Annotated in this window: 21 protein-coding genes; 9 read left to right on the plus strand and 12 right to left on the minus strand. The window is 60.9% G+C overall.

Features of this window, described 5'->3' with window-relative positions; genetic code table 11:
- Positions 1-75: 75 nt before the first annotated feature.
- The 6 genes from GVN17_RS16855 to GVN17_RS16880 all read left to right on the plus strand — a co-directional run bounded on the left by GVN17_RS16855 (position 76) and on the right by GVN17_RS16880 (position 4,645).
- A complete protein-coding gene (locus GVN17_RS16855; RefSeq protein ID WP_166596395.1) occupies positions 76-1,383 on the plus strand; it encodes a CynX/NimT family MFS transporter in 1,308 nt (435 codons plus the stop codon).
- An 89-nt stretch (positions 1,384-1,472) separates the two neighbouring features.
- Complete coding sequence (locus tag GVN17_RS16860) at positions 1,473-1,970, plus strand: nuclear transport factor 2 family protein (RefSeq protein WP_166596396.1); 498 nt, start codon at positions 1,473-1,475, stop codon at positions 1,968-1,970.
- Between the two features lie 46 nt (positions 1,971-2,016).
- Entirely contained in the window at positions 2,017-2,397 is a 381-nt protein-coding gene (locus tag GVN17_RS16865) for a GIY-YIG nuclease family protein (RefSeq protein ID WP_166596397.1), read from the plus strand.
- Between the two features lie 82 nt (positions 2,398-2,479).
- Positions 2,480-2,887, plus strand: a complete 408-nt coding sequence (locus GVN17_RS16870) for an MbcA/ParS/Xre antitoxin family protein (protein ID WP_166596398.1) — start codon at positions 2,480-2,482, stop codon at positions 2,885-2,887.
- On the plus strand, positions 2,887-3,567 hold the full coding sequence (locus GVN17_RS16875; protein WP_166596399.1) for an RES family NAD+ phosphorylase: 681 nt from the start codon (positions 2,887-2,889) through the stop codon (positions 3,565-3,567). The genes GVN17_RS16870 and GVN17_RS16875 overlap by 1 nt, the downstream gene beginning before the upstream one ends.
- A 145-nt stretch (positions 3,568-3,712) precedes the next feature.
- Entirely contained in the window at positions 3,713-4,645 is a 933-nt protein-coding gene (locus GVN17_RS16880) for a glutathione S-transferase family protein (protein ID WP_166596400.1), read from the plus strand.
- 1 nt (position 4,646) lies between these two features.
- Here GVN17_RS16880 and GVN17_RS16885 read toward each other — a convergent pair whose 3' ends face one another.
- Together GVN17_RS16885 and yejK are read right to left on the minus strand one after the other, a co-directional pair.
- A complete protein-coding gene (locus GVN17_RS16885) occupies positions 4,647-4,997 on the minus strand; it encodes a glutaredoxin family protein (protein ID WP_166596401.1) in 351 nt (116 codons plus the stop codon).
- 5 nt (positions 4,998-5,002) lie between these two features.
- Positions 5,003-6,004, minus strand: coding sequence for a nucleoid-associated protein YejK (gene yejK, locus GVN17_RS16890; protein WP_166596402.1), 1,002 nt, complete (start codon positions 6,002-6,004; stop codon positions 5,003-5,005).
- Between the two features lie 352 nt (positions 6,005-6,356).
- Between yejK and GVN17_RS16895 the strand changes: the two genes are divergently transcribed.
- A complete protein-coding gene (locus GVN17_RS16895) occupies positions 6,357-6,638 on the plus strand; it encodes an HU family DNA-binding protein (protein ID WP_003221909.1) in 282 nt (93 codons plus the stop codon).
- 124 nt (positions 6,639-6,762) lie between these two features.
- Here the strand turns inward: GVN17_RS16895 and rlmF are convergent, their stop codons facing one another.
- The 5 genes from rlmF to GVN17_RS16920 all read right to left on the minus strand — a co-directional run bounded on the left by rlmF (position 6,763) and on the right by GVN17_RS16920 (position 13,571).
- The gene (gene rlmF, locus GVN17_RS16900; RefSeq protein ID WP_166596403.1) at positions 6,763-7,785 is read right to left on the minus strand and encodes a 23S rRNA (adenine(1618)-N(6))-methyltransferase RlmF; all 1,023 of its coding nucleotides are present in this window, start codon (positions 7,783-7,785) and stop codon (positions 6,763-6,765) included.
- A gap of 171 nt (positions 7,786-7,956) precedes the next feature.
- A complete protein-coding gene (locus GVN17_RS16905) occupies positions 7,957-10,803 on the minus strand; it encodes a valine--tRNA ligase (protein WP_166596404.1) in 2,847 nt (948 codons plus the stop codon).
- 331 nt (positions 10,804-11,134) lie between these two features.
- Positions 11,135-11,578, minus strand: coding sequence for a DNA polymerase III subunit chi (locus GVN17_RS16910; protein WP_166596405.1), 444 nt, complete (start codon positions 11,576-11,578; stop codon positions 11,135-11,137).
- Positions 11,579-11,585: 7 nt separating this feature from the next.
- On the minus strand, positions 11,586-12,014 hold the full coding sequence (locus GVN17_RS16915) for a DNA polymerase III subunit chi (protein WP_166596406.1): 429 nt from the start codon (positions 12,012-12,014) through the stop codon (positions 11,586-11,588).
- Between the two features lie 66 nt (positions 12,015-12,080).
- Positions 12,081-13,571, minus strand: a complete 1,491-nt coding sequence (locus GVN17_RS16920) for a leucyl aminopeptidase (RefSeq protein ID WP_166596407.1) — start codon at positions 13,569-13,571, stop codon at positions 12,081-12,083.
- 305 nt (positions 13,572-13,876) lie between these two features.
- On the opposite strand from GVN17_RS16920, the gene lptF reads away from it, so the two are divergent.
- Together lptF and lptG are read left to right on the plus strand one after the other, a co-directional pair.
- Positions 13,877-14,995 (plus strand): LPS export ABC transporter permease LptF, encoded by a 1,119-nt coding sequence (lptF, locus tag GVN17_RS16925; protein WP_166596589.1) that lies wholly within the window; start codon positions 13,877-13,879, stop codon positions 14,993-14,995.
- Entirely contained in the window at positions 14,988-16,049 is a 1,062-nt protein-coding gene (gene lptG / locus GVN17_RS16930) for an LPS export ABC transporter permease LptG (protein ID WP_166596408.1), read from the plus strand. Before lptF ends, lptG begins: the two co-directional genes overlap by 8 nt.
- Before the next feature lie 52 nt (positions 16,050-16,101).
- Here lptG and GVN17_RS16935 read toward each other — a convergent pair whose 3' ends face one another.
- The 5 genes from GVN17_RS16935 to gcvP all read right to left on the minus strand — a co-directional run bounded on the left by GVN17_RS16935 (position 16,102) and on the right by gcvP (position 22,837).
- Positions 16,102-16,590: an RDD family protein gene (locus GVN17_RS16935; protein WP_166596409.1), complete on the minus strand. Its 489-nt coding sequence runs from the start codon at positions 16,588-16,590 to the stop codon at positions 16,102-16,104.
- Between the two features lie 95 nt (positions 16,591-16,685).
- Positions 16,686-16,898: a cold-shock protein gene (locus GVN17_RS16940; protein ID WP_003175786.1), complete on the minus strand. Its 213-nt coding sequence runs from the start codon at positions 16,896-16,898 to the stop codon at positions 16,686-16,688.
- Positions 16,899-17,290: 392 nt separating this feature from the next.
- Complete coding sequence (gene gcvT, locus GVN17_RS16945; protein ID WP_166596410.1) at positions 17,291-18,415, minus strand: glycine cleavage system aminomethyltransferase GcvT; 1,125 nt, start codon at positions 18,413-18,415, stop codon at positions 17,291-17,293.
- Between the two features lie 72 nt (positions 18,416-18,487).
- The gene (locus tag GVN17_RS16950) at positions 18,488-19,864 is read right to left on the minus strand and encodes an L-serine ammonia-lyase (protein ID WP_166596411.1); all 1,377 of its coding nucleotides are present in this window, start codon (positions 19,862-19,864) and stop codon (positions 18,488-18,490) included.
- A 114-nt stretch (positions 19,865-19,978) separates the two neighbouring features.
- A complete protein-coding gene (gene gcvP / locus GVN17_RS16955; RefSeq protein WP_166596412.1) occupies positions 19,979-22,837 on the minus strand; it encodes an aminomethyl-transferring glycine dehydrogenase in 2,859 nt (952 codons plus the stop codon).
- Between the last annotated feature and the right edge of the window lie 5 nt (positions 22,838-22,842).

The raw sequence follows: 22,842 nt of genomic DNA on the forward strand, positions 1-22,842 counted from the left end.
GTTCTCTGCTGATCTCCAACAGGATTACGCCTTTGCGCAATGCGCTGTTACACATCCTGCCCCCACGAGAATCCCATGACGACCAAGGCGCCTACGGCGAGCGACACGCTATCCCCTTCCCGAAAACATCATGAAATCGACGAACTGCTGATTGACGCGGAGGCTTATGACGATGAAGTCCAGCAGCACCGGCCTGTCCTGAAGCGCCCGTGGTTTCTGCTGTTGGGGCTGGTGCTGGTGGCGCTGAACCTGCGTCCGGCGTTGTCGAGCATGGCGCCGGTGCTCAGTGAGGTGTCGAAGGGGCTGGGTCTGTCAGCGGCCAAGGCGGGTTTGCTGACGACGCTGCCGGTGCTGTGTCTCGGTTTGTTCGCGCCATTGGCGCCGATCCTGGCGCGGCGTTTCGGCAGCGAGCGCGTGGTGCTGGGGATTCTGATGACCCTGACGTGCGGCATCCTGTTGCGCAGTTCGTTCGGTGAAGTCGGTTTGTTCGCGGGAAGCATCATGGCGGGCGCGAGCATTGGCATCATCGGCGTGCTGCTTCCGGGTATCGTCAAACGCGATTTCGCCAAACAGGCTGGCACCATGACCGGCGTATACACCATGGCTCTGTGCCTTGGGGCGGCGGTGGCGGCGGGTTCGACGGTGCCGTTGAGCCAAGTGTTTGGAAACGAAAGCGGCAGCGACTGGACACTCGGCCTTGGGTTCTGGATCGTCCCCGCGGTGATTGCCGCGATCTTCTGGTGGCCACAAACCCGTCAACGCCAGGGGCAGCATCAGGTGGCCTATCGGGTGCGTGGATTGTTCCGTGATCGTCTGGCGCGGCAAGTCACCTTATATATGGGGCTGCAATCGTCGCTGGCCTACATCGTTTTCGGCTGGTTGCCGTCGATCCTCATTGGCCGTGGCCTGACACCTACAGAAGCGGGTCTGCTGCTGTCGGGTTCGATCATGGTGCAACTGGTCAGCTCGCTCACTGCACCTTGGCTGGCTACACGGGGTAAGGATCAACGACTGGCGATCCTGCTGGTCATGCTGCTGACACTGGGCGGTTTGTACGGTTGTCTGTACGCGCCCCTTAATCAACTGTGGCTCTGGGCCGTGGTGCTCGGATTGGGGCAGGGCGGTACGTTCAGCCTGGCGCTGACCTTGATCGTGCTGCGCTCCAGGGATTCTCATGTCGCCGCCAACCTGTCGAGCATGGCTCAGGGCGTGGGCTACACGTTGGCCTCGCTGGGTCCGTTCGCGGTTGGCGTGGTGCATGACTGGACGGGCAACTGGAGCGCGGTCGGCTGGATCTTCGGCATCATTGGCGTGGGTGCGATTCTGGCGGGTATGGGCGCCGGGCGTGCGCTGTACGTCGACGTGACCAGCGAGAAAGTTTGAGTCGAGGTATTTGCCCGGCGAATGTCCGTGGCAAAACGCTCCGCTGCCGCTTATCGTGCAAGCATCTTTTTCCATGGACGACACTGCGTATGAGCGATCTCCACACCACCGAACAGCCTGGCGAACACAACAGCGCCTTGATCCGTCGTTTCTACGAGGCCTTCAATCGGCTCGACGCCGAGGCCATGGCGGCCTGTTACACCGACGACGTGCTGTTCAGCGACCCGGTGTTCGGTGAGTTACGGGGAAGCGAGGCCGGTGACATGTGGCGCATGTTGACGTCGCGGGCCAAGGAATTCTCCATCCGCTTCGACAATGTGCGTGCCGACGAACGCTCCGGCGGCGCACATTGGCTGGCGACCTACCTGTTCAGCCAGACCGGCCGCACCGTGGTCAACGATATTCAGGCGCGTTTCGTGTTTCGCGACGGCAAGATTTGCGAACACCACGACAACTTCGACCTGTGGCGTTGGTCGCGGCAGGCGTTGGGTGCGAAAGGCGCGTTACTGGGCTGGACGCCGTTCGTTCAAAACGCCATTCGCGCCCAGGCGCAAAAGGGTTTGAAAGCCTTCCGGGCAGGCCGCTAAGGCTCTGTTAGAATCGCGTCTTCCGCGTTTCAGCTCTCAACCTGCCATGACCGATACCGCTGTTGCCCTTGAGGCTGCGCCTCAGACCCTCACGCCGAAGCCGTGGTTCGTGTACCTCGTACGCGCTGCCAACGGCTCGCTGTATTGCGGCATCAGCGACGACCCCCACAAGCGTTTTACCAAACACCAGAGCGGAAAGGGTGCGCGATTTTTCTTTTCCAGCCCTGCCGTGGCGCTGGTGTATATCGAGGCGTGCCGCGACAAGGGTGAGGCGCTGCGTCAGGAGCGGCTGATCAAGAAACTGCGCAAGCGGGCAAAAGAGGCGCTTGTGGCCAGTTTTGTCCTGACGCCTTTCGAGCAACGACGTGCTGCTGTGGAGGCTGACGCGCGGAAGCAGGTAAGAGCGTGTGCACAGGGACGTCAGTAATTTCGCATGTGAATTACCTGTTTTATTTTGTGCGTATGTGTACTAGCCTGATGGTCAGATTCGATGAGCAGGAGCGGTATTCATGACAGCCTTGGCGATCACCCGCAACGATGGCGTTGGTGTCGATACCCCGGAAGCAGGGCGCGTAGCCCTGACCTTCTTTTTCAATCTCATGGCGCATTGGGGATGCTCGGTCGAGGACCAGCGAACACTGCTGGGCGCTGTGAGCAACACGACCTTCTACAAATACAAACGGACCCCCGACATCCGTTTGCCGCACGATACGCTGGAGCGAATTTCCTATTTGATGGGCATCCACAAAGCGCTCAGCATCATCTTCAGCAATCAGTTGGAACGCGCTTACGAATGGGTCGCAAAACCCAACACGGCGGCACCTTTCAACGGCCAATCCGCATTGCAATACATGTTGGCCGGTCGGGTGGTGGACATCGCGGACGTGCGTCGGTATCTGGACGGAGTCCGGGGCTGATGAAGCATGCACAGACCGTGATCCCGGCCTGGGATGCCGCGTTCAGGATGATCAACAGTGCTTTTCCTCCGATCACGCTGTTTGAGGATGTGCTCAACCCGGCCGACCTTGAGATGGCGTATGCGCTGGAGTCGATGACCAACGATCGTCTGCTGGATCAGTGCGGTGTATTGCGCAGAGTCGCCGTCGAGGACCGTGTTTCCGGCCCCGGCTCTACCCCCGTCATGGCTGCGTTTACCCACATCGGCAAGGCCAGCCGATTCACGGACGGGACGTACGGTATCTATTACGCCGCGAATAGCCAGGCTGCGGCTATTGCAGAAACGCGCTTCCATCAGCAGCGCTTCCTCGCGGCGACGAACGAGCCCGACATCGAACTGACCTTGCGCACCTACGTGAATCAGGTCGTGAAGCCGGTGCATGACGTACGTGAGGATTTTCCTGAACTGCATGACCCGGACCCTTCTCGTTACGGGACCTCGCAAGCCTTCGCACGCGCATTGCGGGAAGAAGGGGCGTGGGGACTGCTCTACAAGAGCGTGCGCCTTGACGGGCATGAGTGTGTGGCGGCGTTTCGTCCGCCGGCGGTCTCGCTCCCGGTGCAAGGCAAACATGTCCGGTATGTCTGGGATGCCAGGAGCCAGACGATCTCCCACGTATTCGAAATCAGCCCGCTCTAAGTAACGTCTCCGAACTTGGCCTGTTCGTCACTTGTGATCATCACTGGCAACGCTCAACTTAAGCCACTGTCTGAATACCGTGGCCGGGTGTGCGACATGAGGTCGTCACGCCCGGATTCAATGCCTTCGTTCCAGAGGTCGAAACATGAGTGAGTTGATCCTGCACCATTACCCAACGTCCCTGTTTTCCGAGAAAGCCCGGTTGATGCTGGGCTTCAAGGGGCTGTCGTGGCGTTCGGTGATCATCCCGCCGATCCTGCCGAAACCGGACCTCACAGCCCTCACCGGCGGCTATCGCAAGACGCCGGTGTTGCAGGTCGGAGCCGATATTTATTGCGACACGGCGTTGATTGCCAGGCGGCTTGAGGCAGAAAAATCATCGCCAAGTTTTTACCCGGAAGGGCAGGAGTTTACGTCGGCAAGTCTGGCGAACTGGGCGGATTCGGTGCTGTTCCTGCATTCGGTCAGCCTGGTGTTTCAGCCCGCGTCACTGGCCGTGCGTTTCGCGAAGCTACCCCCCGAGGGGGTGAAAGCGTTCGTGGCGGACCGCGCGACGTTCTTTGATGGCGGCAGTGCAACACGGGTGCCTCTGGAGTTAGCGCAGCACCAGTGGCCGACGTTGATGGGGCGTCTCGAGACGCAGCTGGAGCGCAACGGCGACTTCCTGCTCGGCGTGCCGTCGATTGCCGACTTCTCGGTGGCTCACACTCTGTGGTTTTTGAAGCAGACCCCGGTTACGGCTCCGTTGGTGGATGATTACCCTGCGGTCCTGGCGTGGTATCAGCGCGTGATCGGCTTTGGACATGGGGCACCTAGCGAACTCAGCCCGGCGGATGCCATTGAGATCGCACGCAACGCAGAACCTGCTCCGCTGCCCGACGAGGCGTTCAAGGACCCGAACGGGTTCGAGCCCGGTCAACAGGTCAGTGTGTCGGCAGTCGATTACGGCGTGAACCCGGTTCATGGTGAGCTGGTGTTCAGCGGGAGCGAGGAAATCATCGTCCGCCGCGAAGATGAACGTGCGGGCGTCGTTCATGTTCACTTCCCGCGTTTCGGATTCCGTATCGACAAGCGCTGAGTCACTTCAACGCGGCAAGAATCTCGTCCGGCGAGAATCCTCTGATCAGCGTGCCGTTCACGTCGATCAGAGGGATGCCACGGCCGCCCAGCGCCTCATACGCCTTGCGGCCTTCTTTGGACTTCTCGATGTCGTACTCGGTGTAAGGGATGCCCTTGCTGTCGAGAAAACGTCGTGTCTGTTTGCAGTAGCCGCACCAGTCGGTGGCGTACAGCACGACCTTGGCCTGGGACTGCACCTGCGCCGAGACCGCCTGGGAGGGATTGACGAGGTGCTCGATCTTGCCCCAGTTCTGGTAGACCACGACCACCAACATGATCAGCGCGAATTTCTTGAGGGTACGCCCGAGCATGACGATCAGCGCCTCTTAAGTTGATCGGTCAGTTGAGTTGGCAAACCCTTGATGATCAGCGTGCCTTTCTCTTCGTCGTACTCGATCTTGTCGCCCAGCAGATGCGCTTCGAAGCTGATCGACAGCCCCTCGGCACGGCCGGTGAAGCGGCGGAACTGGTTGAGCGTGCGTTTATCCGCCGGAATTTCCGGCGACAGGCCGTAATCCTTGTTGCGGATGTGTTCGTAGAACGCGCGCGGACGGTCTTCGTCGATTAGCCCGGACAGTTCTTCCAGCGCGATGGGTTCGCCCATTTTGCTCTGACTGCTGGCGTAATCCACCAAGGCCTTGGTCTTCTCACGGGTTGACTCTTCCGGCAGGTCTTCGCTCTCGACGAAGTCGCTGAAGGCCTTGAGCAAGGTGCGGGTCTCGCCGGGGCCGTCCACGCCTTCCTGACAGCCGATGAAGTCGCGGAAATATTCGGAGACCTTCTTGCCGTTCTTGCCCTTGATGAACGAGATGTACTGCTTGGAGGCTTTGTTGTTCTGCCACTCGGAGATGTTGATCCGCGCGGCGAGGTGCAGTTGGCCGAGGTCCAGATGCCGCGAGGGCGTGACATCCAGTGCTTCGTTTACCGCCACGCCTTCGCTGTGGTGCAGCAACGCGATGGCGAGGTATTCGGTCATGCCCTGCTGATAATGGGCGAACAACACATGGCCGCCCACTGACAGGTTGGATTCTTCCATCAGCTTTTGCAGGTGCTCGACAGCGGTGCGGCTGAACGCCGTGAAATCCTTGCCCTCATCAACGTACTCCTTCAACCAGCCGCTGAACGGGTGCGCGCCGGACTCGGCATGGAAAAAACCCCAGGCCTTACCTTGTTTGGCGTTATAGCTCTCATTGAGGTCGGCCAGCATGTTCTCGATGGCCTGGGACTCCGCGAGTTCGGAATCGCGAGCATGGAGGACTGCGGGCGTACCGTCGGGTTTCTTGTCGATCAGGTGAACAATGGCATGACGGATCGGCATGGATTTCTCGGCTGCTGAGGTGGAACTGAACGGGTGCCTGCTCGGCCCGTGCGAAAGTCGGCAAGTGTACCGCAGACTGGGCCAGAGCGTGCTGGAGAGGCCATAAACACGGCTCCGCCCCCATTAATCTGACTTTTTTGGTGTTTAACCATGATAAAGCTGACCAAATGGCTAGGTAGGGGCGGATATTTGCGTGGCTCTGTGCTAGTTTTGCCCGGTCTTGCGCACTGAAGCGCGCCAAGCATGCAGTTTGTGGGCGTTCGGCCGAACCAAAGGCCGATTTCGGTATCTACATTTCGCGTCTGTACACACTCTGCAAACCATCTGAATTTGATAGGGAAGGAACACCACCATGGCTCTGACTAAAGACCAATTGATCGCCGATATCGCAGAAGCTATCGACGCGCCAAAAACCACCGCGCGCAACGCTCTCGACCAATTGGGCCAAATCGTCGCTGATCAACTGGAAAATGGCGGCGAAATCACCCTGCCAGGTATCGGCAAGCTGAAAGTAACCGAGCGTCCAGCTCGCACTGGCCGTAACCCTTCGACTGGCGCTGCCATCGAAATCCCAGCCAAGAAAGTGATCAAACTGGTTGTGGCCAAGGGCCTGACTGACGCAGTCAACAAGTAAGCGACACCGCTGCTTGTAAGAGAACCGTGTGACGGAGCGATCCGGACACGGTTTTTTTGTGCCTACGATTTGATCAGTTTTGAAGGCGTGTGCTGGCCCGCAATTGCAGGCGGGAGCACCCTATTTACCGGGTGGCCCAGCGCTCCGCTCGCCATGCGGCCTGTTGCGCCTTGTCGTGGAAAGTCCAGGCCACGAAGCGGCTTTGTTTCTGCCCTTGTGACATCTCGACCACGCGGCTTTCAACAGCGCCGGCTTTTTTCAGCGTGCTTTGAATCAGCGGGAGGTTGGACGCCTTCGACACCAGCGTGCTGAACCACAGCACCTGCATTGGCACTTGAGCGCTTTCGGTAATCAGCTGCGCGACGAAACGCGCTTCGCCGCCTTCGCACCACAGTTCCGCCGCTTGCCCACCGAAATTCAGCACCGGCAGTTTGCGCTTGGGATCGGCCTTGCCCAGTGCTCGCCATTTGCGCTGGCTGCCGCGCAACGCTTCCTCGGCGGAGGCGTGAAAGGGCGGGTTGCAGAGGCTGATGTCGAAGCGTTCGTCTGCTTGCAGTAGACCGAGCAGAATGTGCTTGCGATTGCCCTGTTGACGCAGGCTGATGGCCTTACCCAAGGCGTTGGCCTTGACGATGGTGGCCGCCGAAGCGAGGGCAATCGTGTCGATGTCCGAGCCGACGAAGTGCCAGCCATATTCACTGTGGCCGATGAGGGGGTAGACGCCGTTGGCCCCCGTGCCGATGTCCAGCGCCTTGATCGCGGCGCCACGGGGAATGACGCCAGCGTTGTCCTCGGCGAGCAGGTCGGCCAGGAAGTGCAGGTAATCGGCGCGACCGGGAATCGGTGGGCAGAGGTAATCCGTCGGAATGTCCCAATGGGCGATGCCGTAGAACGCCTTGAGCAATGCGCGGTTGAACACGCGTACCGCCTCCGGGTTAGCGAAGTCGATGCTTTCCTTGCCATAGGGGTTGGTGATCACGAACTTACCCAGCTCGGGGCTGCTCTTGATCAGGCGCGGAAAGTCGTAATGGCCCTGATGGCGGTTGCGCGGGTGCAGGCTGGCCTTCTCGCGCGGTTCGGCAGGTTTGGCTGACTGAGCGGGTTTCGGTTTCTTGCGAGGCGGCTTGGGCTGCTCGGGTTTGGTCATTGCGGGTCTTTTCCGGTTAAAACACAAAACCCTGTGGGAGCGGGCTTGCTGGCGATAACGGTCTGCCCGTGACGAATGCTTCGCCTGACACACTGCTATCGCGAGCAAGCTCACTCCTACAGGGTTCGTGTGAATCAGCCCGCCCGGGATTCAGGCGGGCTGAGTCGGTCGTTACAAACTCGCGATCCGTGCGTGCTGTTCGGCCAGCTTGCCCAGTGCCTGTTCGGCCTCGGTCAGCTTGGCGCGCTCCTTGGCGATGACATCAGGCGGTGCCTTGTCGACGAAAGCGGCGTTGGACAGCTTGCCACCCACGCGCTGGACTTCGCCTTGCAGGCGCTGGATTTCCTTGTCCAGACGCGCGAGCTCGGCGCCCTTGTCGATCAGGCCAGCCATCGGCACCAGCACTTCCATCTCGCCCACCAGAGCGGTGGCGGACAGTGGTGCTTCGGCGCCTGCGGCCAGTACGGTGAACGATTCGAGCTTGGCCAGCTTCTTCAGCAGGTGCTCGTTTTCGTTCAGGCGACGCTGGTCTTCGGCGCTGACATTCTTGAGGAACAGTTGCAGCGGCTTGCCCGGGCCGATGTTCATTTCGCCACGGATGTTCCGCACGCCGAGCATCAGGCCCTTGAGCCATTCGATGTCGCCTTCGGCAGCGGCGTCAATGCGCGCTTCGTTCGCCACCGGCCATGGTTGCAGCATGATGGTCTTGCCCTGCGCACCGGCCAGCGGCGCGAGGCGCTGCCAGATTTCTTCGGTGATGAACGGCATGAACGGATGCGCCAGGCGCAGTGCCACTTCCAGCACACGAACCAGCGTACGGCGTGTGCCGCGCTGACGCTCGATCGGCGCGTTCTCGTCCCACAGCACCGGCTTGGACAGCTCCAGGTACCAGTCGCAGTATTGGTTCCAGATGAACTCGTACAACGCCTGCGCGGCGAGGTCGAAACGGAATTGATCCAGCTGGCGAGTCACTTCGGCTTCGGTGCGTTGCAGCTGCGAGATGATCCAGCGATCCGGCAGCGACAGTTCGACTTCTTCGCCGTTCTGGCCGCAGTCTTCGCCCTTGTCCAGCACGTAGCGGGCGGCATTCCAGATTTTGTTGCAGAAGTTGCGATAGCCTTCGACGCGACCCATGTCGAACTTGATGTCACGACCGGTCGAGGCCAGCGAGCAGAAGGTGAAGCGCAGGGCGTCGGTGCCGTAGCTGGCGATGCCGTCGGCGAATTCGGCACGGGTCTGCTTCTCGATCTTCTTGGCCAGTTGCGGCTGCATCATGCCGCTGGTGCGTTTCTGCACCAGGGCTTCGAGTTCGATACCGTCGACAATGTCCAGCGGGTCCAGGACGTTGCCCTTGGACTTGGACATTTTCTGGCCCTGACCATCGCGGACCAGACCGTGGACATAAACGGTCTTGAACGGGATTTGCGGGGTGCCGTCTTCGTTCTTCACCAGGTGCATGGTGAGCATGATCATCCGGGCGACCCAGAAGAAAATGATGTCGAAACCGGTGACCAGCACGTCCGTCGGGTGGAAGGTTTTCAGGAATTCGGTCTGCTCAGGCCAGCCCAGGGTGGAGAAGGTCCACAGGCCGGAACTGAACCAGGTGTCGAGGACGTCGTTGTCCTGTTGCAGCGCCACGTCCGGGCCGAGGTTGTGCTTGGCGCGCACTTCGGCTTCGTCGCGACCGACGTAGACCTTGCCCGACTCGTCGTACCAGGCCGGGATGCGATGGCCCCACCACAACTGACGGCTGATGCACCAATCCTGAATGTCGCGCATCCAGGAGAAGTACATGTTTTCGTATTGCTTCGGCACGAAAGCGATGCGGCCGTCTTCGACGGCGGCGATGGCAGGCTCGGCCAGTGGCTTGGTGGACACGTACCACTGGTCCGTCAGCCACGGCTCGATGATGGTGCCGGAGCGGTCGCCTTTCGGCACCTTCAGGGCGTGGTCGTCGACGCTGACCAGCAGGCCAGCGGCGTCGAAAGCTGCGACGATCTGCTTGCGCGCTTCGAAACGGTCCAGGCCTGCGTATTCAGCCGGCAGGGTGCCGTCGACGGTTTCGTTCAGGGTGCCGTCGAGGTTGAACACCTGAGCAGCGGACAGCACGTTGGCGTTCTTGTCGAAGATGTTCAGCAGCGGCAAGTTGTGGCGCTTGCCGACTTCGTAGTCGTTGAAATCGTGGGCCGGGGTGATCTTCACGCAGCCGGTGCCGAATTCGGGGTCGCAGTAATCGTCCGCGATGATCGGGATGCGACGACCTACCAGCGGCAGCTCGACGAATTGGCCGATCAGAGCCTTGTAACGCTCGTCGTTCGGGTTCACGGCGACGGCGGCGTCACCGAGCATGGTTTCCGGACGGGTTGTGGCGACGATCAAGTAATCCAGACCTTCGGCGGTCTTGGCGCCGTCGGCCAGCGGGTAGCGCAGGTTCCACAGGTTGCCTGTCTCGTCGTGGTTTTCCACTTCGAGGTCGGAAATCGCGGTGTGCAGCTTGGTGTCCCAGTTGACCAGACGCTTGCCACGGTAGATCAGGCCGTCTTCATGCAGGCGCACGAAGGCTTCTTTGACGGCTTCGGACAGGCCGTCGTCCATGGTGAAGCGCTCACGGCTCCAGTCCACGGAGGAGCCCAGGCGGCGGATCTGACGGCTGATGTTGCCGCCGGACTGATCCTTCCACTCCCAGACTTTTTCGAGGAATTTTTCGCGACCCAGGTCATGACGGCTCTGGCCCTGAGCTTCGAGCTGACGCTCGACCAGCATCTGGGTGGCGATACCGGCGTGGTCGGTGCCTGGCTGCCACAGGGTGTTGCGACCCTGCATGCGGCGGAAACGGATCAGGGCGTCCATGATCGCGTTATTGAAACCGTGGCCCATGTGCAGGCTGCCGGTGACGTTCGGCGGCGGAATCATGATGGTGTACGAGTCGCCCGCGCCTTGCGGAGCGAAATAGTTTTCGGACTCCCAGGTCTGGTACCAGGAAGTTTCGATGGCGTGCGGCTGGTAGGTCTTGTCCATGCGCGGCGGGAACCTGATCTGCTTTCAGTCGGAAAAGCCGGGAAGTATAGCTTTTTGAAGCAGCGGCAAGCTACAAGCTGTGGGAAGCCGCAAGCGATAAGCGGCGAGCGGCAAGCTAGAGAGCGGCGCGGCCTGGCGCTTTTGATTCTGCCCGAAGGGCGTAGGAGCTGGCTTGCCTGCGATCTGGCGCGAAGCGGCAGCGAATCCTAAGCATGCGATTTACCTGACACACCGAGTGAGCCGGTTGTGCTGCCGCTTCGCAGCAGATCGTAGGCAAGCCAACTCCTACGCCCTGCGGGCAAAAGCGAGACCGCGGTGCAGACGATCCGCTCTAGTGCTGGTTCAACAACCGTTCCAATCGCGCTTCGAGCCGACGCTTGATTTCGTTTTCGATATGCGGGGCGAAGTCGTCGATGACGTCTTGCATGATCAATTGCGCGGCGGCGCGCAGTTCGCTGTCGAGGTGGAGCAGGTCGTCGGGGTTCGGTGCGCGAACGGTTTCCGGTTCGGGCTGCGCGGCGGCAGGCGCCGGGGGGGCCAGGGCGGCGACTGGCTCGGCCGTCAGCACCGGAATGTCGTCGGCGCGGGCCTCGTGCTCGTCGGCAGCAATCACTTGACCACTGACCACGTCGAACAACAGGGGGATCTGGCCTTCGCTCTGGACCGTGTCGGTCAGCAGAGGCGGTTGCAGGGAATCATCGCCGAGCAACTGTCGGATGGACTCAAGGTCATCCAGCAAATGCGCGGAGTCTTTCAGGTGTTTTGTATTGTCCATCGTGTGCTCAAAGACGCTGCAGTCGGTGATCCTGCAGAGGATAGCCCTGTTCACGGTAGAGGCGGAAACTCTCTCGCGCCGCCAGCCGGATGGACGGTTCCTCCACCACGATCTCCGCGATGCGGGCGAAACGTTTGAAGAATTCGGGGATGCGCAGGTCCAGATTGACCAGCAAATCCTGATGAGGGCCGGGATCGCCGCCGATGCCCAATGCCACCGGAGCGTCGTGATCGTCCTCGACCGCGCCGTGGGGCACGAAGGTTTCGCCTTTGAAACGCCACAGGCGGGCGTCCAGTTCGGCACGTTGCTCGGCGTCGCTGCAATGCAGGTAGACGCGATGACCGAGGCGCCAGGCTTTGTCCGTGAGTTTGCAGGCGAAGTCCAGACGCGCAAGCGGGTCGGCGCTGGGCAGGATGTAAAAATCGACTTGAGTCATGAACGTTCCAGAGCGTGAGCCCCGCCGGGACCTTTCGAGCAAGGCATCGGCGGGGTCCAAGGCGTTTTACACGCCGGCGCGGTCGAGCAGGTATTGGGTCAGCAACGGCACCGGACGGCCTGTGGCGCCCTTGTCCTTGCCACCGCTCAGCCATGCCGTACCGGCGATGTCCAGGTGCGCCCACTCGTAGGATTTGGTGAAGCGCGAGAGGAAGCAAGCCGCCGTAATGGTGCCGCCTTTCGGGCCGCCAATGTTGGCGATGTCTGCGAACGGGCTGTCCAGTTGCTCCTGGTATTCGTCGAACAGCGGCAGTTGCCACGCACGGTCGTCGGCGCGCTTGCCGGCTTCCAGCACTTGGTTGATCAGCGCATCGCTGTTGCCCAGCAGACCGGAAGTGTGGCCGCCCAACGCCACGACGCACGCGCCGGTCAGGGTGGCGATGTCGATCACTGCTTGCGGCTTGAAGCGTTCGGCGTAGGTCAACGCGTCGCACAGCACCAGACGGCCTTCGGCGTCGGTGTTGAGGATTTCAACGGTCTGGCCGCTCATGGTCTTGACGATGTCGCCCGGACGGGTCGCATTGCCGCTCGGCATGTTCTCGGCTGCGGCAATGATGCACACCAGGTTGATCGGCAGTTGCAGTTCCAGCACGGCATTCAGCGTACCGAATACGCTGGCGGCGCCGCACATGTCGAACTTCATTTCGTCCATGCCCAGGCCCGGCTTCAGGCTGATGCCGCCGGTGTCGAAGGTGATGCCTTTACCGACCAGCACGAACGGCTTCTCGCTTTTCTTGCCATTGTTGTACTGCATCACGATCAAGCGCGGCGGTTGGGCGCTGCCCTGGCCAACGGCGAGGAACGAACCCATGCCCAACTCGGCGATTTTCTTCTCGTCGAAGACTTCGACCTTCAGGCCCTTGTGCGCCTTGCCCAACGCCTTGGCTTGTTCCCCAAGGTAGGTCGGGTGGCAGATGTTCGGCGGCATGTTGCCCAGATCACGAGTGACGGCCACGCCAGCAGCGATTGCCTGAGCGTGCTTGGCGGCGCGCTCGACATCGGCCACGGTCGCCTTGGCGGTCAGCAAGGTGACTTTCTTCAAGGCGCGGGGGTCGACTTTCTGGCTCTTGAATTTATCGAACACGTATTCGCCATCGACCAGCGTTTCCACCAGCAGGCGGTTCTTGCCGTAGATGTCGCGGCCTTTGACGTTCAGGTGATCCAGCGCAAAAGCCGCATCGGTGCCGCCCAGGCTTTTCAGGGTGTTCAGCACGCCGCTGATGAGTTTGCGGAAAGGGCGGTCGCCCAGCTCAGGCTCTTTGCCGGTGCCCACCAGCAGGACGCGTTCGGCCTTGAGGTTCGGCAGGCTGTGCAGCAACAGGCTCTGGCCCACTTTGCCGGCCAGGTCGCCGCGTTTGAGCACGGCACTGATGGCACCGCCGCTCAGGGTATCGATACTTTGTGCGATGTCGCTCAGGGTACGGCCTTCACCGACAGCGACCACCAGTGTGGCGGTCTTCAAGGTTTCTGCACTGACGCTCTTAACAACCAATTCCATGTCGGGGTCCCCGAATAAACTGTGGGTTATCGCAAATGAATGCGCGACGCGACGGCTGCCAATGCCTTGCAGCACGGCGCTCGCGGCAAGGCCCGCAGTTTGACCCCGCTGACGGACGGATGACAACCCCGATAACTGCCCCCGTGTCAGCTTGGGTTAAGCAAGTATCCGGCGCGCTCAGTGACAGACACACCCAATCACAGGATAATGCTGCATATTTTTTCGCTGGTTCGCGGTCGCGCGTCCCATGATTGACCCATTTCCTTGTCAGGCTGTCTGAGCGTGACGACCCTGGAGTGTCTGGTTTGATTGTCTTCCGTTACCTGTCCCGAGAAGTGCTGGTTACCTTGAGCGCTGTGAGCGCCGTGTTGTTGGTAATCATCATGAGTGGCCGTTTCATCAAGTACCTCGCTCAGGCGGCCTCCGGTGCGCTCGATCCCGGCGTGCTGTTTCTGATCATGGGCTTCCGCCTGCCAGGTTTCATGCAGCTCATTTTGCCGCTGGGGCTGTTCCTCGGCATCCTGCTCGCCTACGGCCGTTTGTACCTGGAAAGCGAAATGACCGTGCTGGCCGCCACCGGCATGAGCCAGCAACGTTTGCTGTGGATGACCCTCGCGCCTGCCGCACTGGTGTCGCTGCTGGTGGCGTGGCTGAGCTTCAGCCTGGCGCCTCAGGGCGCGACCCAGTTCCAGCTGCTGATCAACAAACAGGACGCCATGACCGAGTTCGACACTCTGGTGCCGGGCCGTTTCCAGTTGTTGCGTGACGGCAGCCGTGTGACTTACACCGAGACCATGACCGACGACCGCATCAACCTCGGCGGCGTGTTCATCTCCGAAAAGAAGCTGGAAGAAAAGAAAGACCACGGCATCACCGTCCTGGTGGCCGAGAAGGGCAAGCAGGAAATCAAGCCTGACGGCAGCCGCTACCTGATCCTTACCAACGGCTACCGCTACGACGGCAATCCGGGGCAAGCCGATTATCGTGCGATCAAGTACGACACCTACGGCGCCCTGTTGCCGAAGCCAGATATCAGCGACGAAATCACCGACCGCGACGCGATTCCGACCACCGAGTTGCTCACGGGTGAGAGCAGCCTGCGAAACAAGGCCGAGCTGCAATGGCGAATTTCGTTGCCGATTCTGGTCTTCATCGTGACCTTGATGGCCGTACCGCTGGCGCGGGTGAACCCGCGTCAGGGCCGCTTCCTCAAGTTGTTGCCCGCCATTCTGCTGTACATGGCTTACCTGACCATCCTGATCGCCGCGCGCGGCGCGCTGGAGAAGGGCAAGATTCCGGGGCCGCTGGGGTTGTGGTGGGTCCACGTGATCTTCCTCGCCATCGGACTGGGGCTGCTGTACTGGGAGCCGATGCGCCTGAAAATGAAGAGTCGCCGCGACGCGTCGGAGGTGGCTCATGGTTAAGCTCGATTGGTACATCGGCAAAAGCGTGTTCATGGCCATTCTGGCCGTGCTGGGCATCATTCTCGGCCTGGCCTCGCTGTTCGCGTTCATCGATGAGATGGCCGACATCAGCGACACCTACACCTTCTGGGACGCGGGCAGTTTCGTGGTCATGACTGCGCCGCGTCGTCTCTATGACATGTTGCCGATGGCAGCGCTGATTGGCTGTCTGATCGGCCTTGGCGCCCTGGCCAGCAGCAGTGAGCTGACTATCATGCGAGCGGCGGGTGTCTCCATCGGCCGGATCGTCTGGGCGGTCATGAAGCCGATGCTGATCCTGATGGTTGCGGGCCTGTTGATCGGCGAATACGTTGCCCCCGTCACCGAAGCATCCGCCCAAGCCGCCCGTTCGCTGGCCCAGGGCACCGGTGACGCACAGAGTGCCCGGCACGGTCTGTGGCACCGTCAGGGGGATGAGTTCATCCATATCAACACCGTGCAGCCCAATGGCCTGCTGTACGGGGTGACGCGCTACCGTTTCGACGATCAGCGCCACATGCTCAGCGCCAGTTTCGCCAAGCAGGCGAATTACAAGACTGATTACTGGGAGCTCAAGGACGTCTCGACCACGGTATTTCATGAAGGCCGCACCGAGGTAGTCAACACGCCGGACGAGCGCTGGAACATCGCCCTGAGCCCGCAGCTCCTGAGCACCGTGGTGCTGCCGCCAGAGTCGCTGTCCATGACAGGGTTGTACGGGTATGCGCATTACCTGGCGGATCAGGGCCTGGCGAACGGGCGTTATTGGCTGGCGTTTTACACCAAGATTTTCCAGCCGCTGGTGACGGTGGCGCTGGTGTTGATGGCGATTTCCTTCATCTTCGGTCCGCTGCGTTCGGTGACGCTGGGTCAACGGGTGTTCACCGGCGTGCTGGTGGGCTTCACCTTCCGCATCGCCCAAGACCTGCTGGGCCCGTCGAGTCTGGTGTTCGGCTTCTCGCCGCTGTTCGCGGTGCTGGTACCTGCTGGTGTGTGTGCGCTGGCGGGTGTCTGGCTGTTGCGCCGGGCGGGTTGATCGCAGGACTGCAATGAAAAGCCGACCTCTGGGTCGGCTTTTTTGTGCCTGTCTAGGTCTTCCGTTTCGGAATCCGCACCAGTTGCGTCTCGGAATACAGGTCGTGCCAGCTGCGGTTCTGCTTGTCGATCAGGCACCAGAAAAAACCCATTCCTACGCACAACCACGACGCGATGGCCACCACGAAGCGCAGCAAGGCCTGCCACAGGCTGATGCCGGTGCCGTCGGGGTTTTGCACGCGGATACCCCAGACCTGCATGCCCAGCGTCTGCCCGGCGTGGGTCCAGAATTTGGCGAAGAACGCGAAGAGGGTGAACAGCAGAATCGTCGAGAGCAGCGGGTCGCCATCCAGCGCGCCGGACTCGGACAACTGACGCAATTTCGCCTCGCCGACGAAACCCATCCAGATCAGCTTGTAAATGAAGGTCGTGACCATCAGCAGGGCAACGCATAACAGTCCGTCATAGCAGATGGCAGCGAAACGGCGGCCCAATCTGGCAGGGGGGAAATCGCCTTGGGGGTGCAATGGATGTCTGGGCACGGGCAGCGCTCATTCGCCGAGGTGCAGCCAGTTTACTGAATCACAGGCATAAAAAAGCCCCTGATGGTGACATCAGGGGCTTTTCGTTTTGCGACTTAGGCTTCGGCTTGGACTTCGTCGGCCTGCATGCCCTTCTGGCCTTGCACAGCGACGAAAGTCACTTTCTGGCCTTCTTTCAGGCTCTTGAAGCCGTTGCCCTGAATAGCGCGGAAGTGGACGAACAGATCCGGACCGCTCTCTGGAGTGATAAAACCAAAACCTTTTTCGTCGTTAAACCACTTAACGGTACCGCTCTGACGTTGAGACATTTTCTTATTCCTTGGAGCATAAATTAATGACAGTCTCTTTCACACGAAAGAGTACTGGGCTGGTTGCAGGAAGAAGAAACGTAGAGCGGGATGTAGCATTGCTTTTGGCGCTACTGCCCAGGTCACGATCCCAGCGACCTATGCAAACACAGTCGAGAAACTCTACGCTAACTCCCGCAAGAAAAACAAGCCCCGGATAAGCCCGGTTTCAGGGGCTTTCGGCCATTTTTTGAAAACTTTTACCAGGGGCGGTGAATCGATAGTTTTTACTGTTGAGACGTATCTGGAAGTGCAGTTTTCTGACAGTTTGATTGCTGTTTGGGGAGCGCCAGACTGCGGCATTCGAACAGTGACTTGCACTGTTGCGGTGCCGCAGTTTTTTGACGGGTGTATCAGCCGCGGAAGTAACGTGGCGCAACGAAAGGCATTTTGCTCACTAGCATAGGCACCTTCTTCCCACGGACGATGGCCCAGACCGGCGTTTCGAGTGCGGTGAATCCAGCGTCCACATAACCCATAGCCAGCGGCGCACCCAGCGTCGGGCCGAAACCGCCGCTGCACACTGCGCCGATCACTTTGCCGTCGGCATCGACGATTTCCGCGCCTTCGCGCACCGGCGTGCGTTCTTGCGGAAGAAGGCCAACACGCTTGCGAGCTGCACCGCTTTGGTGCTGGGCGAAGACCTGTTCTGCACCCGGGAAGCCGCCCGCACGGGCGCCATCAGCGCGACGAGTCTTGGAAATGGCCCACAACAGGCTGGCCTGAATTGGCGTGGTCTCAGTGTTCATGTCGTGGCCGTAGAGACAAAGGCCTGCTTCCAGGCGCAGCGAATCCCGAGCGCCAAGGCCAATCGGGGCGACTTCAGGTTCCGCCAGCAGACGCCGCGCCAGCGATTCAGCCTGATCAACGGGTACGGAAATTTCGTAGCCGTCTTCACCGGTGTAACCCGAGCGGCTGACGAAACAGTCGATGCCATCGATCTGGACAGGGGCGTATTGCATGAACGTCATTTTTGCGACGACGGGCGCAAGGCGTGCCAGTGCGGTCACGGCCTGCGGCCCTTGCAGGGCCAACAAAGCACGTGCTTCGAACAGCGGCGTGATTTCACACTGGCTGCCGATGTGCTGACGCAAGTGCGCCAGGTCTTCGTTCTTGCACGCAGCGTTGACCACGAGCATCAGCGTGTCGTCGCCCAGGTTGGCGACCATCAGGTCATCCAGAATCCCGCCGGTTTCATTGGTAAACATTGCGTAACGCTGCATGCCCACCGGCAAGTCGATGATGTCCACCGGCACCAGGGTTTCCAGCGCCTTGGCGGCATTGGCGCCTTTCAGCAGAATCTGACCCATGTGCGACACGTCGAACAGCCCGGCTTGATCGCGGGTGTGCAGGTGTTCCTTCATCACGCCTGCCGGGTATTGCACGGGCATGTCGTAGCCTGCGAACTCGACCATCTTGGCGCCCAGTTCCCGGTGCAGGGCGTTGAGCGGGGTTTTCAACAGTTCGGTTGTGGACATCGTTGACTCCTTCAATGCGATTCCGGGCGCGTGGCGTTGACCGCACGGCGCCCGATGAAATTCAGGCTGAGATCAGCACTCGATAATGTTCACGGCCAGCCCGCCACGGGCGGTTTCCTTGTATTTGCTCTTCATGTCAGCGCCGGTCTGGCGCATGGTGCGGATCACTTTGTCCAGCGAGACGAAGTGCTGCCCATCGCCGCGCAGGGCCATGCGCACTGCATTGATCGCCTTCACCGAGCCCATCGCGTTGCGTTCGATGCACGGCACCTGAACCAACCCGCCAATGGGATCGCAGGTGAGGCCGAGGTTGTGCTCCATGCCAATCTCGGCAGCGTTCTCGACCTGGTGCACGTTGCCGCCCAGCACTTCACACAGCGCACCCGCCGCCATGGAACAGGCCACGCCGACTTCGCCCTGGCAGCCCACTTCGGCGCCGGAAATCGAGGCGTTTTCTTTATAAAGGATGCCGATGGCAGCCGCCGTCAGCAGAAAGCGCACCACACCGTCTTCGCTGGCGCCGGTGATGAAGCGCATGTAGTAATGCAGAACGGCCGGGATGATCCCTGCCGCGCCGTTGGTGGGGGCCGTGACCACGCGCCCGCCGTTGGCGTTTTCTTCGTTGACCGCCAGTGCGTAGAGGTTGACCCAGTCCAGCACGGACAGCGCGTCACGCAAGGCGGCCTCGGGGTTTTTGCACAGTTGGCGATGCAGCGCAGCAGCCCGACGTTTGACCTTCAGACCGCCCGGCAGAATGCCCTCGTTGCGGCAACCGGCTTCGACGCAATCCTGCATGACCTGCCAGATTTTCAGCAGCCCGGCGCGGGTTTCCGCTTCGCTGCGCCAGGCAGATTCGTTGGCCAGCATGACCTCACTGATCGACAGCCCGGTGCTTGCGCAGTGGGCCATCAATTCCTTGCCGGTCTTGAACGGGTAGGGCAGTGGAGTGCTGTCCTCGACGATGCGATCAGCGCCCGCTGCGTCTTCGTCCACCACGAATCCGCCGCCGACGGAGTAGTACTCGCGGCTGCGAATCTGTAGGCCAGCACTGTCGAAAGCACGGAAAATCATACCGTTTGGGTGGTAGGGCAGTGGCTTGCGGATCATCGCCAAGTGCTGTTTTTCGATGAACTCGATGTCGTGTTCACCCAACAGGTTGATGCGCCCGCTGCCGCGGATGCGCTGCAAGCGGTCGGCTACGTGTTCGGTGTCGACGGTGTCGGGGTGTTCACCTTCCAGGCCCAGCAGCACGGCCTTGTCGCTGCCGTGGCCTTTGCCCGTCGCCCCGAGCGAGCCATACAGCTCGACCTTGACGCTGGCGGTGGAGGAAAGCAGGTCATCACGGCGCAAGCCCTCGACGAACCGCGCAGCGGCACGCATCGGGCCCACCGTGTGGGAACTGGAGGGGCCGATGCCAATCTTGAACAGGTCAAACACGCTCAGGGACATGATCAGGCTCCGGTGAAAAGCAGTAGCGAGGGGCGAGCTGCAAGCGGCGAGCTACAAGCCAAAGCAGATCCGCTTTCACTTGTAGCTTGCAGCTGACAGCTCGGGGCTGTTTTTTTACGCGTAGTCTTCGATCGACGGGCACGCGCAGACGAGGTTGCGGTCGCCGAACACGTTGTCCACACGACCGACCGGCGGCCAGTATTTGCCTTCGATCAACGAGGCGACCGGGTACACGGCCTGCTCGCGGCTGTACGGATGGCTCCACTCGCCGACCAGCTCCGCTGCGGTGTGCGGGGCGTTTTTCAGCGGGTTGTCTTCCTTGTCCAGCGCGCCGCTTTCGACCGCGCGGATTTCTTCGCGGATCTTGATCATGGCGTCGCAGAAGCGGTCCAGCTCTTCTTTCGACTCACTTTCGGTGGGCTCGATCATCAGCGTGCCGGCGACCGGGAACGACATGGTCGGTGCGTGGAAGCCGAAGTCGATCAGGCGCTTGGCCACGTCATCGACGCTGATGCCGCTGGTTTCTTTCAGCGGACGCAGGTCGAGGATGCATTCGTGAGCTACCAGACCGCTGGTGCCGGTGTACAGCACCGGGTAGTGCTCTTCCAGACGGCGGGAAATGTAGTTGGCGTTGAGGATCGCCAGCTGCGAAGCGCGTTTCAGGCCTTCGCCGCCCATCATGCGGATGTACATCCAGGTGATCGGCAGGATGCTGGCGCTGCCGAACGGCGCCGCGCAGACCGCGCCTTCCTTGCGCTCCATCTTGCCGTGACCCGGCAGGAATGGCGCCAGATGCGACTTCACGCCAATCGGGCCAACGCCCGGGCCGCCACCGCCATGCGGAATGCAGAAGGTTTTGTGCAGGTTCAGGTGGGACACGTCGCCGCCGAACTTGCCCGGCGCGCACAGGCCGACCATCGCGTTCATGTTGGCGCCGTCGATGTACACCTGGCCGCCGTTGTCATGAATGATGCCGCAGATTTCGCGGATGCCTTCTTCGAACACGCCGTGAGTCGACGGGTAGGTGATCATCAGCGCCGCGAGGTGTTCGCGGTGCTCGATGGCCTTGGCACGCAAGTCTTCGATGTCAACGTTGCCGCGCGCATCGCACGCCGTCACCACCACGCGCATACCGGCCATGTTGGCGGTCGCTGGGTTGGTGCCGTGGGCGGACGACGGGATCAGGCAGATGTCGCGACGCTCATCGCCACGGCTCTGGTGATAGGCACGGATGGCCAGCAGGCCCGCGTACTCACCTTGGGAACCGGCGTTTGGTTGCAGGGAGATCGAGTCGTAACCGGTGGCGGCGCAGAGCATCGCTTCCAGTTCGTCGGTCAGTTGCTGATAACCGGCGCTCTGTGCTGCAGGGGCGAACGGGTGCAGGTTGCCGAACTCGGCCCAGGTCACCGGGATCATTTCGCTGGCGGCGTTGAGCTTCATGGTGCATGAGCCCAGCGGGATCATGGTGCGGTCGAGCGCCAGGTCCTTGTCGGCCAGACGACGCAGGTAACGCATCAGCTCGGTTTCGGAGTGGTAACGGTTGAACACCGGGTGGCTGAGGATTGGCGATTGACGCTTCAGCTCAGCAGGCAGGCGCGCTTCAATGCTGTTGGCCAGTGCGGCGAAATCAGGCAGGGCCTGACCGTTGGCCGCGAAAAGTGTCCACAGCACTTCGACGTCGGCTTGCTGAGTGGTTTCGTCCAGCGAAACGCCCAGACGCTCGGCGTCCACTTCGCGCAGGTTGATTTGCAGGGTGCGTGCCTTGTCATGCAGTTCGGCGGTTTTCGCGCCAGTGTTCAAGGTGATGCTGTCGAAGAAGGACGCTTGCTCGACGTTCAGGCCCAACTGGCTCAGGCCTTTGGCGAAGATCGCGGTCAGGTGATGCACGCGGTTGGCGATACGAGTCAGGCCGACCGGGCCGTGATACACGGCGTACATGCTGGCGATGTTGGCGAGCAGGACTTGCGCGGTGCAGATGTTGCTGGTCGCCTTCTCACGACGGATGTGTTGCTCGCGGGTTTGCATGGCCAGACGCAGCGCGGTCTTGCCGAAACGGTCGATGGACACGCCCACCAGACGGCCCGGCATGTCGCGCTTGTAGGTGTCTTTAGTGGAGAAGTAAGCGGCGTGCGGGCCACCGAAGCCCAGCGGCACACCGAAGCGCTGTGCGCTGCCGATGGCCACGTCGGCGCCGAACTCGCCCGGCGGCGTCAGCAGGGTCAGGGCAAGCAAGTCAGCCGCGACAGCCACCAGCGCGTTGGCGGCGTGGAAGCGCTCGACCAGCTCGCGGTAGTCGAACACGTCGCCATTGCTCGCCGGGTATTGCAGCAGGGCGCCGAAGAACTCGCTGACATCACTCAGCTGGCTTTCGTCAGCCACGACCACGTCGATGCCCAGCGGCTCGGCACGGGTGCGCAGCACGTCGAGGGTCTGCGGATGGCAGTGGCTCGATGCGAAGAATTTCTGGCTGCCTTTGTTCTTGCTCAGGCGTTTGCAGAAGGTCATGGCTTCGGCGGCGGCAGTGGCTTCGTCCAGCAGCGAGGCGTTGGCGATCGGCAGGCCGGTCAGGTCGCTGATCAGGGTCTGAAAGTTCAGCAGCGATTCCAGACGGCCTTGGGAAATCTCTGGCTGGTACGGGGTGTACGCGGTGTACCAGGCCGGGTTTTCCAGCAGGTTGCGCAGGATCGGCGCCGGAGTGTGGGTGTTGTAGTAACCCTGACCGATGTAGGTCTTGAACAGCTGGTTCTTGGCGGCGATGGCTTTGATGTCAGCCAGCGCATCGGCTTCGCTTTGGCCGGCGGACAGGCCCAGCACGCTGGTGCCTTTGATCGATTCAGGGATGACGCTGGCGCTCAAGGCCTCCAGCGAGTCGAAACCCAGGGTGGCGAGCATCGCTTGCTCGTCGTCGGCGCGTGGGCCGATATGACGGGCGATGAACTCGTTGGCGGTGCTCAATTCGATGCGATCAGTCATTACGC

The organism is Pseudomonas sp. SLFW, from assembly GCF_009905615.1.
Classification (GTDB): domain Bacteria; phylum Pseudomonadota; class Gammaproteobacteria; order Pseudomonadales; family Pseudomonadaceae; genus Aquipseudomonas; species Aquipseudomonas bambusae.

Coding starts and splice junctions, on each gene's coding strand:
- GVN17_RS16865 (WP_166596397.1), top strand. CDS start 2,017: ATGACCGATACCGCTGTTGCCCTTGAGGCTGCGCCTCAGACCCTCACG.
- GVN17_RS16920 (WP_166596407.1), bottom strand. CDS start 13,571: ATGGAATTGGTTGTTAAGAGCGTCAGTGCAGAAACCTTGAAGACCGCC.
- GVN17_RS16950 (WP_166596411.1), bottom strand. CDS start 19,864: ATGTCCCTGAGCGTGTTTGACCTGTTCAAGATTGGCATCGGCCCCTCC.
- GVN17_RS16940 (WP_003175786.1), bottom strand. CDS start 16,898: ATGTCTCAACGTCAGAGCGGTACCGTTAAGTGGTTTAACGACGAAAAA.
- GVN17_RS16860 (WP_166596396.1), top strand. CDS start 1,473: ATGAGCGATCTCCACACCACCGAACAGCCTGGCGAACACAACAGCGCC.
- yejK (WP_166596402.1), bottom strand. CDS start 6,004: ATGCCGATCCGTCATGCCATTGTTCACCTGATCGACAAGAAACCCGAC.
- GVN17_RS16880 (WP_166596400.1), top strand. CDS start 3,713: ATGAGTGAGTTGATCCTGCACCATTACCCAACGTCCCTGTTTTCCGAG.
- GVN17_RS16855 (WP_166596395.1), top strand. CDS start 76: ATGACGACCAAGGCGCCTACGGCGAGCGACACGCTATCCCCTTCCCGA.
- rlmF (WP_166596403.1), bottom strand. CDS start 7,785: ATGACCAAACCCGAGCAGCCCAAGCCGCCTCGCAAGAAACCGAAACCC.
- lptG (WP_166596408.1), top strand. CDS start 14,988: ATGGTTAAGCTCGATTGGTACATCGGCAAAAGCGTGTTCATGGCCATT.
- gcvT (WP_166596410.1), bottom strand. CDS start 18,415: ATGTCCACAACCGAACTGTTGAAAACCCCGCTCAACGCCCTGCACCGG.
- GVN17_RS16885 (WP_166596401.1), bottom strand. CDS start 4,997: ATGCTCGGGCGTACCCTCAAGAAATTCGCGCTGATCATGTTGGTGGTC.
- GVN17_RS16895 (WP_003221909.1), top strand. CDS start 6,357: ATGGCTCTGACTAAAGACCAATTGATCGCCGATATCGCAGAAGCTATC.
- GVN17_RS16870 (WP_166596398.1), top strand. CDS start 2,480: ATGACAGCCTTGGCGATCACCCGCAACGATGGCGTTGGTGTCGATACC.
- GVN17_RS16875 (WP_166596399.1), top strand. CDS start 2,887: ATGAAGCATGCACAGACCGTGATCCCGGCCTGGGATGCCGCGTTCAGG.
- GVN17_RS16905 (WP_166596404.1), bottom strand. CDS start 10,803: ATGGACAAGACCTACCAGCCGCACGCCATCGAAACTTCCTGGTACCAG.
- GVN17_RS16910 (WP_166596405.1), bottom strand. CDS start 11,578: ATGGACAATACAAAACACCTGAAAGACTCCGCGCATTTGCTGGATGAC.
- gcvP (WP_166596412.1), bottom strand. CDS start 22,837: ATGACTGATCGCATCGAATTGAGCACCGCCAACGAGTTCATCGCCCGT.
- GVN17_RS16915 (WP_166596406.1), bottom strand. CDS start 12,014: ATGACTCAAGTCGATTTTTACATCCTGCCCAGCGCCGACCCGCTTGCG.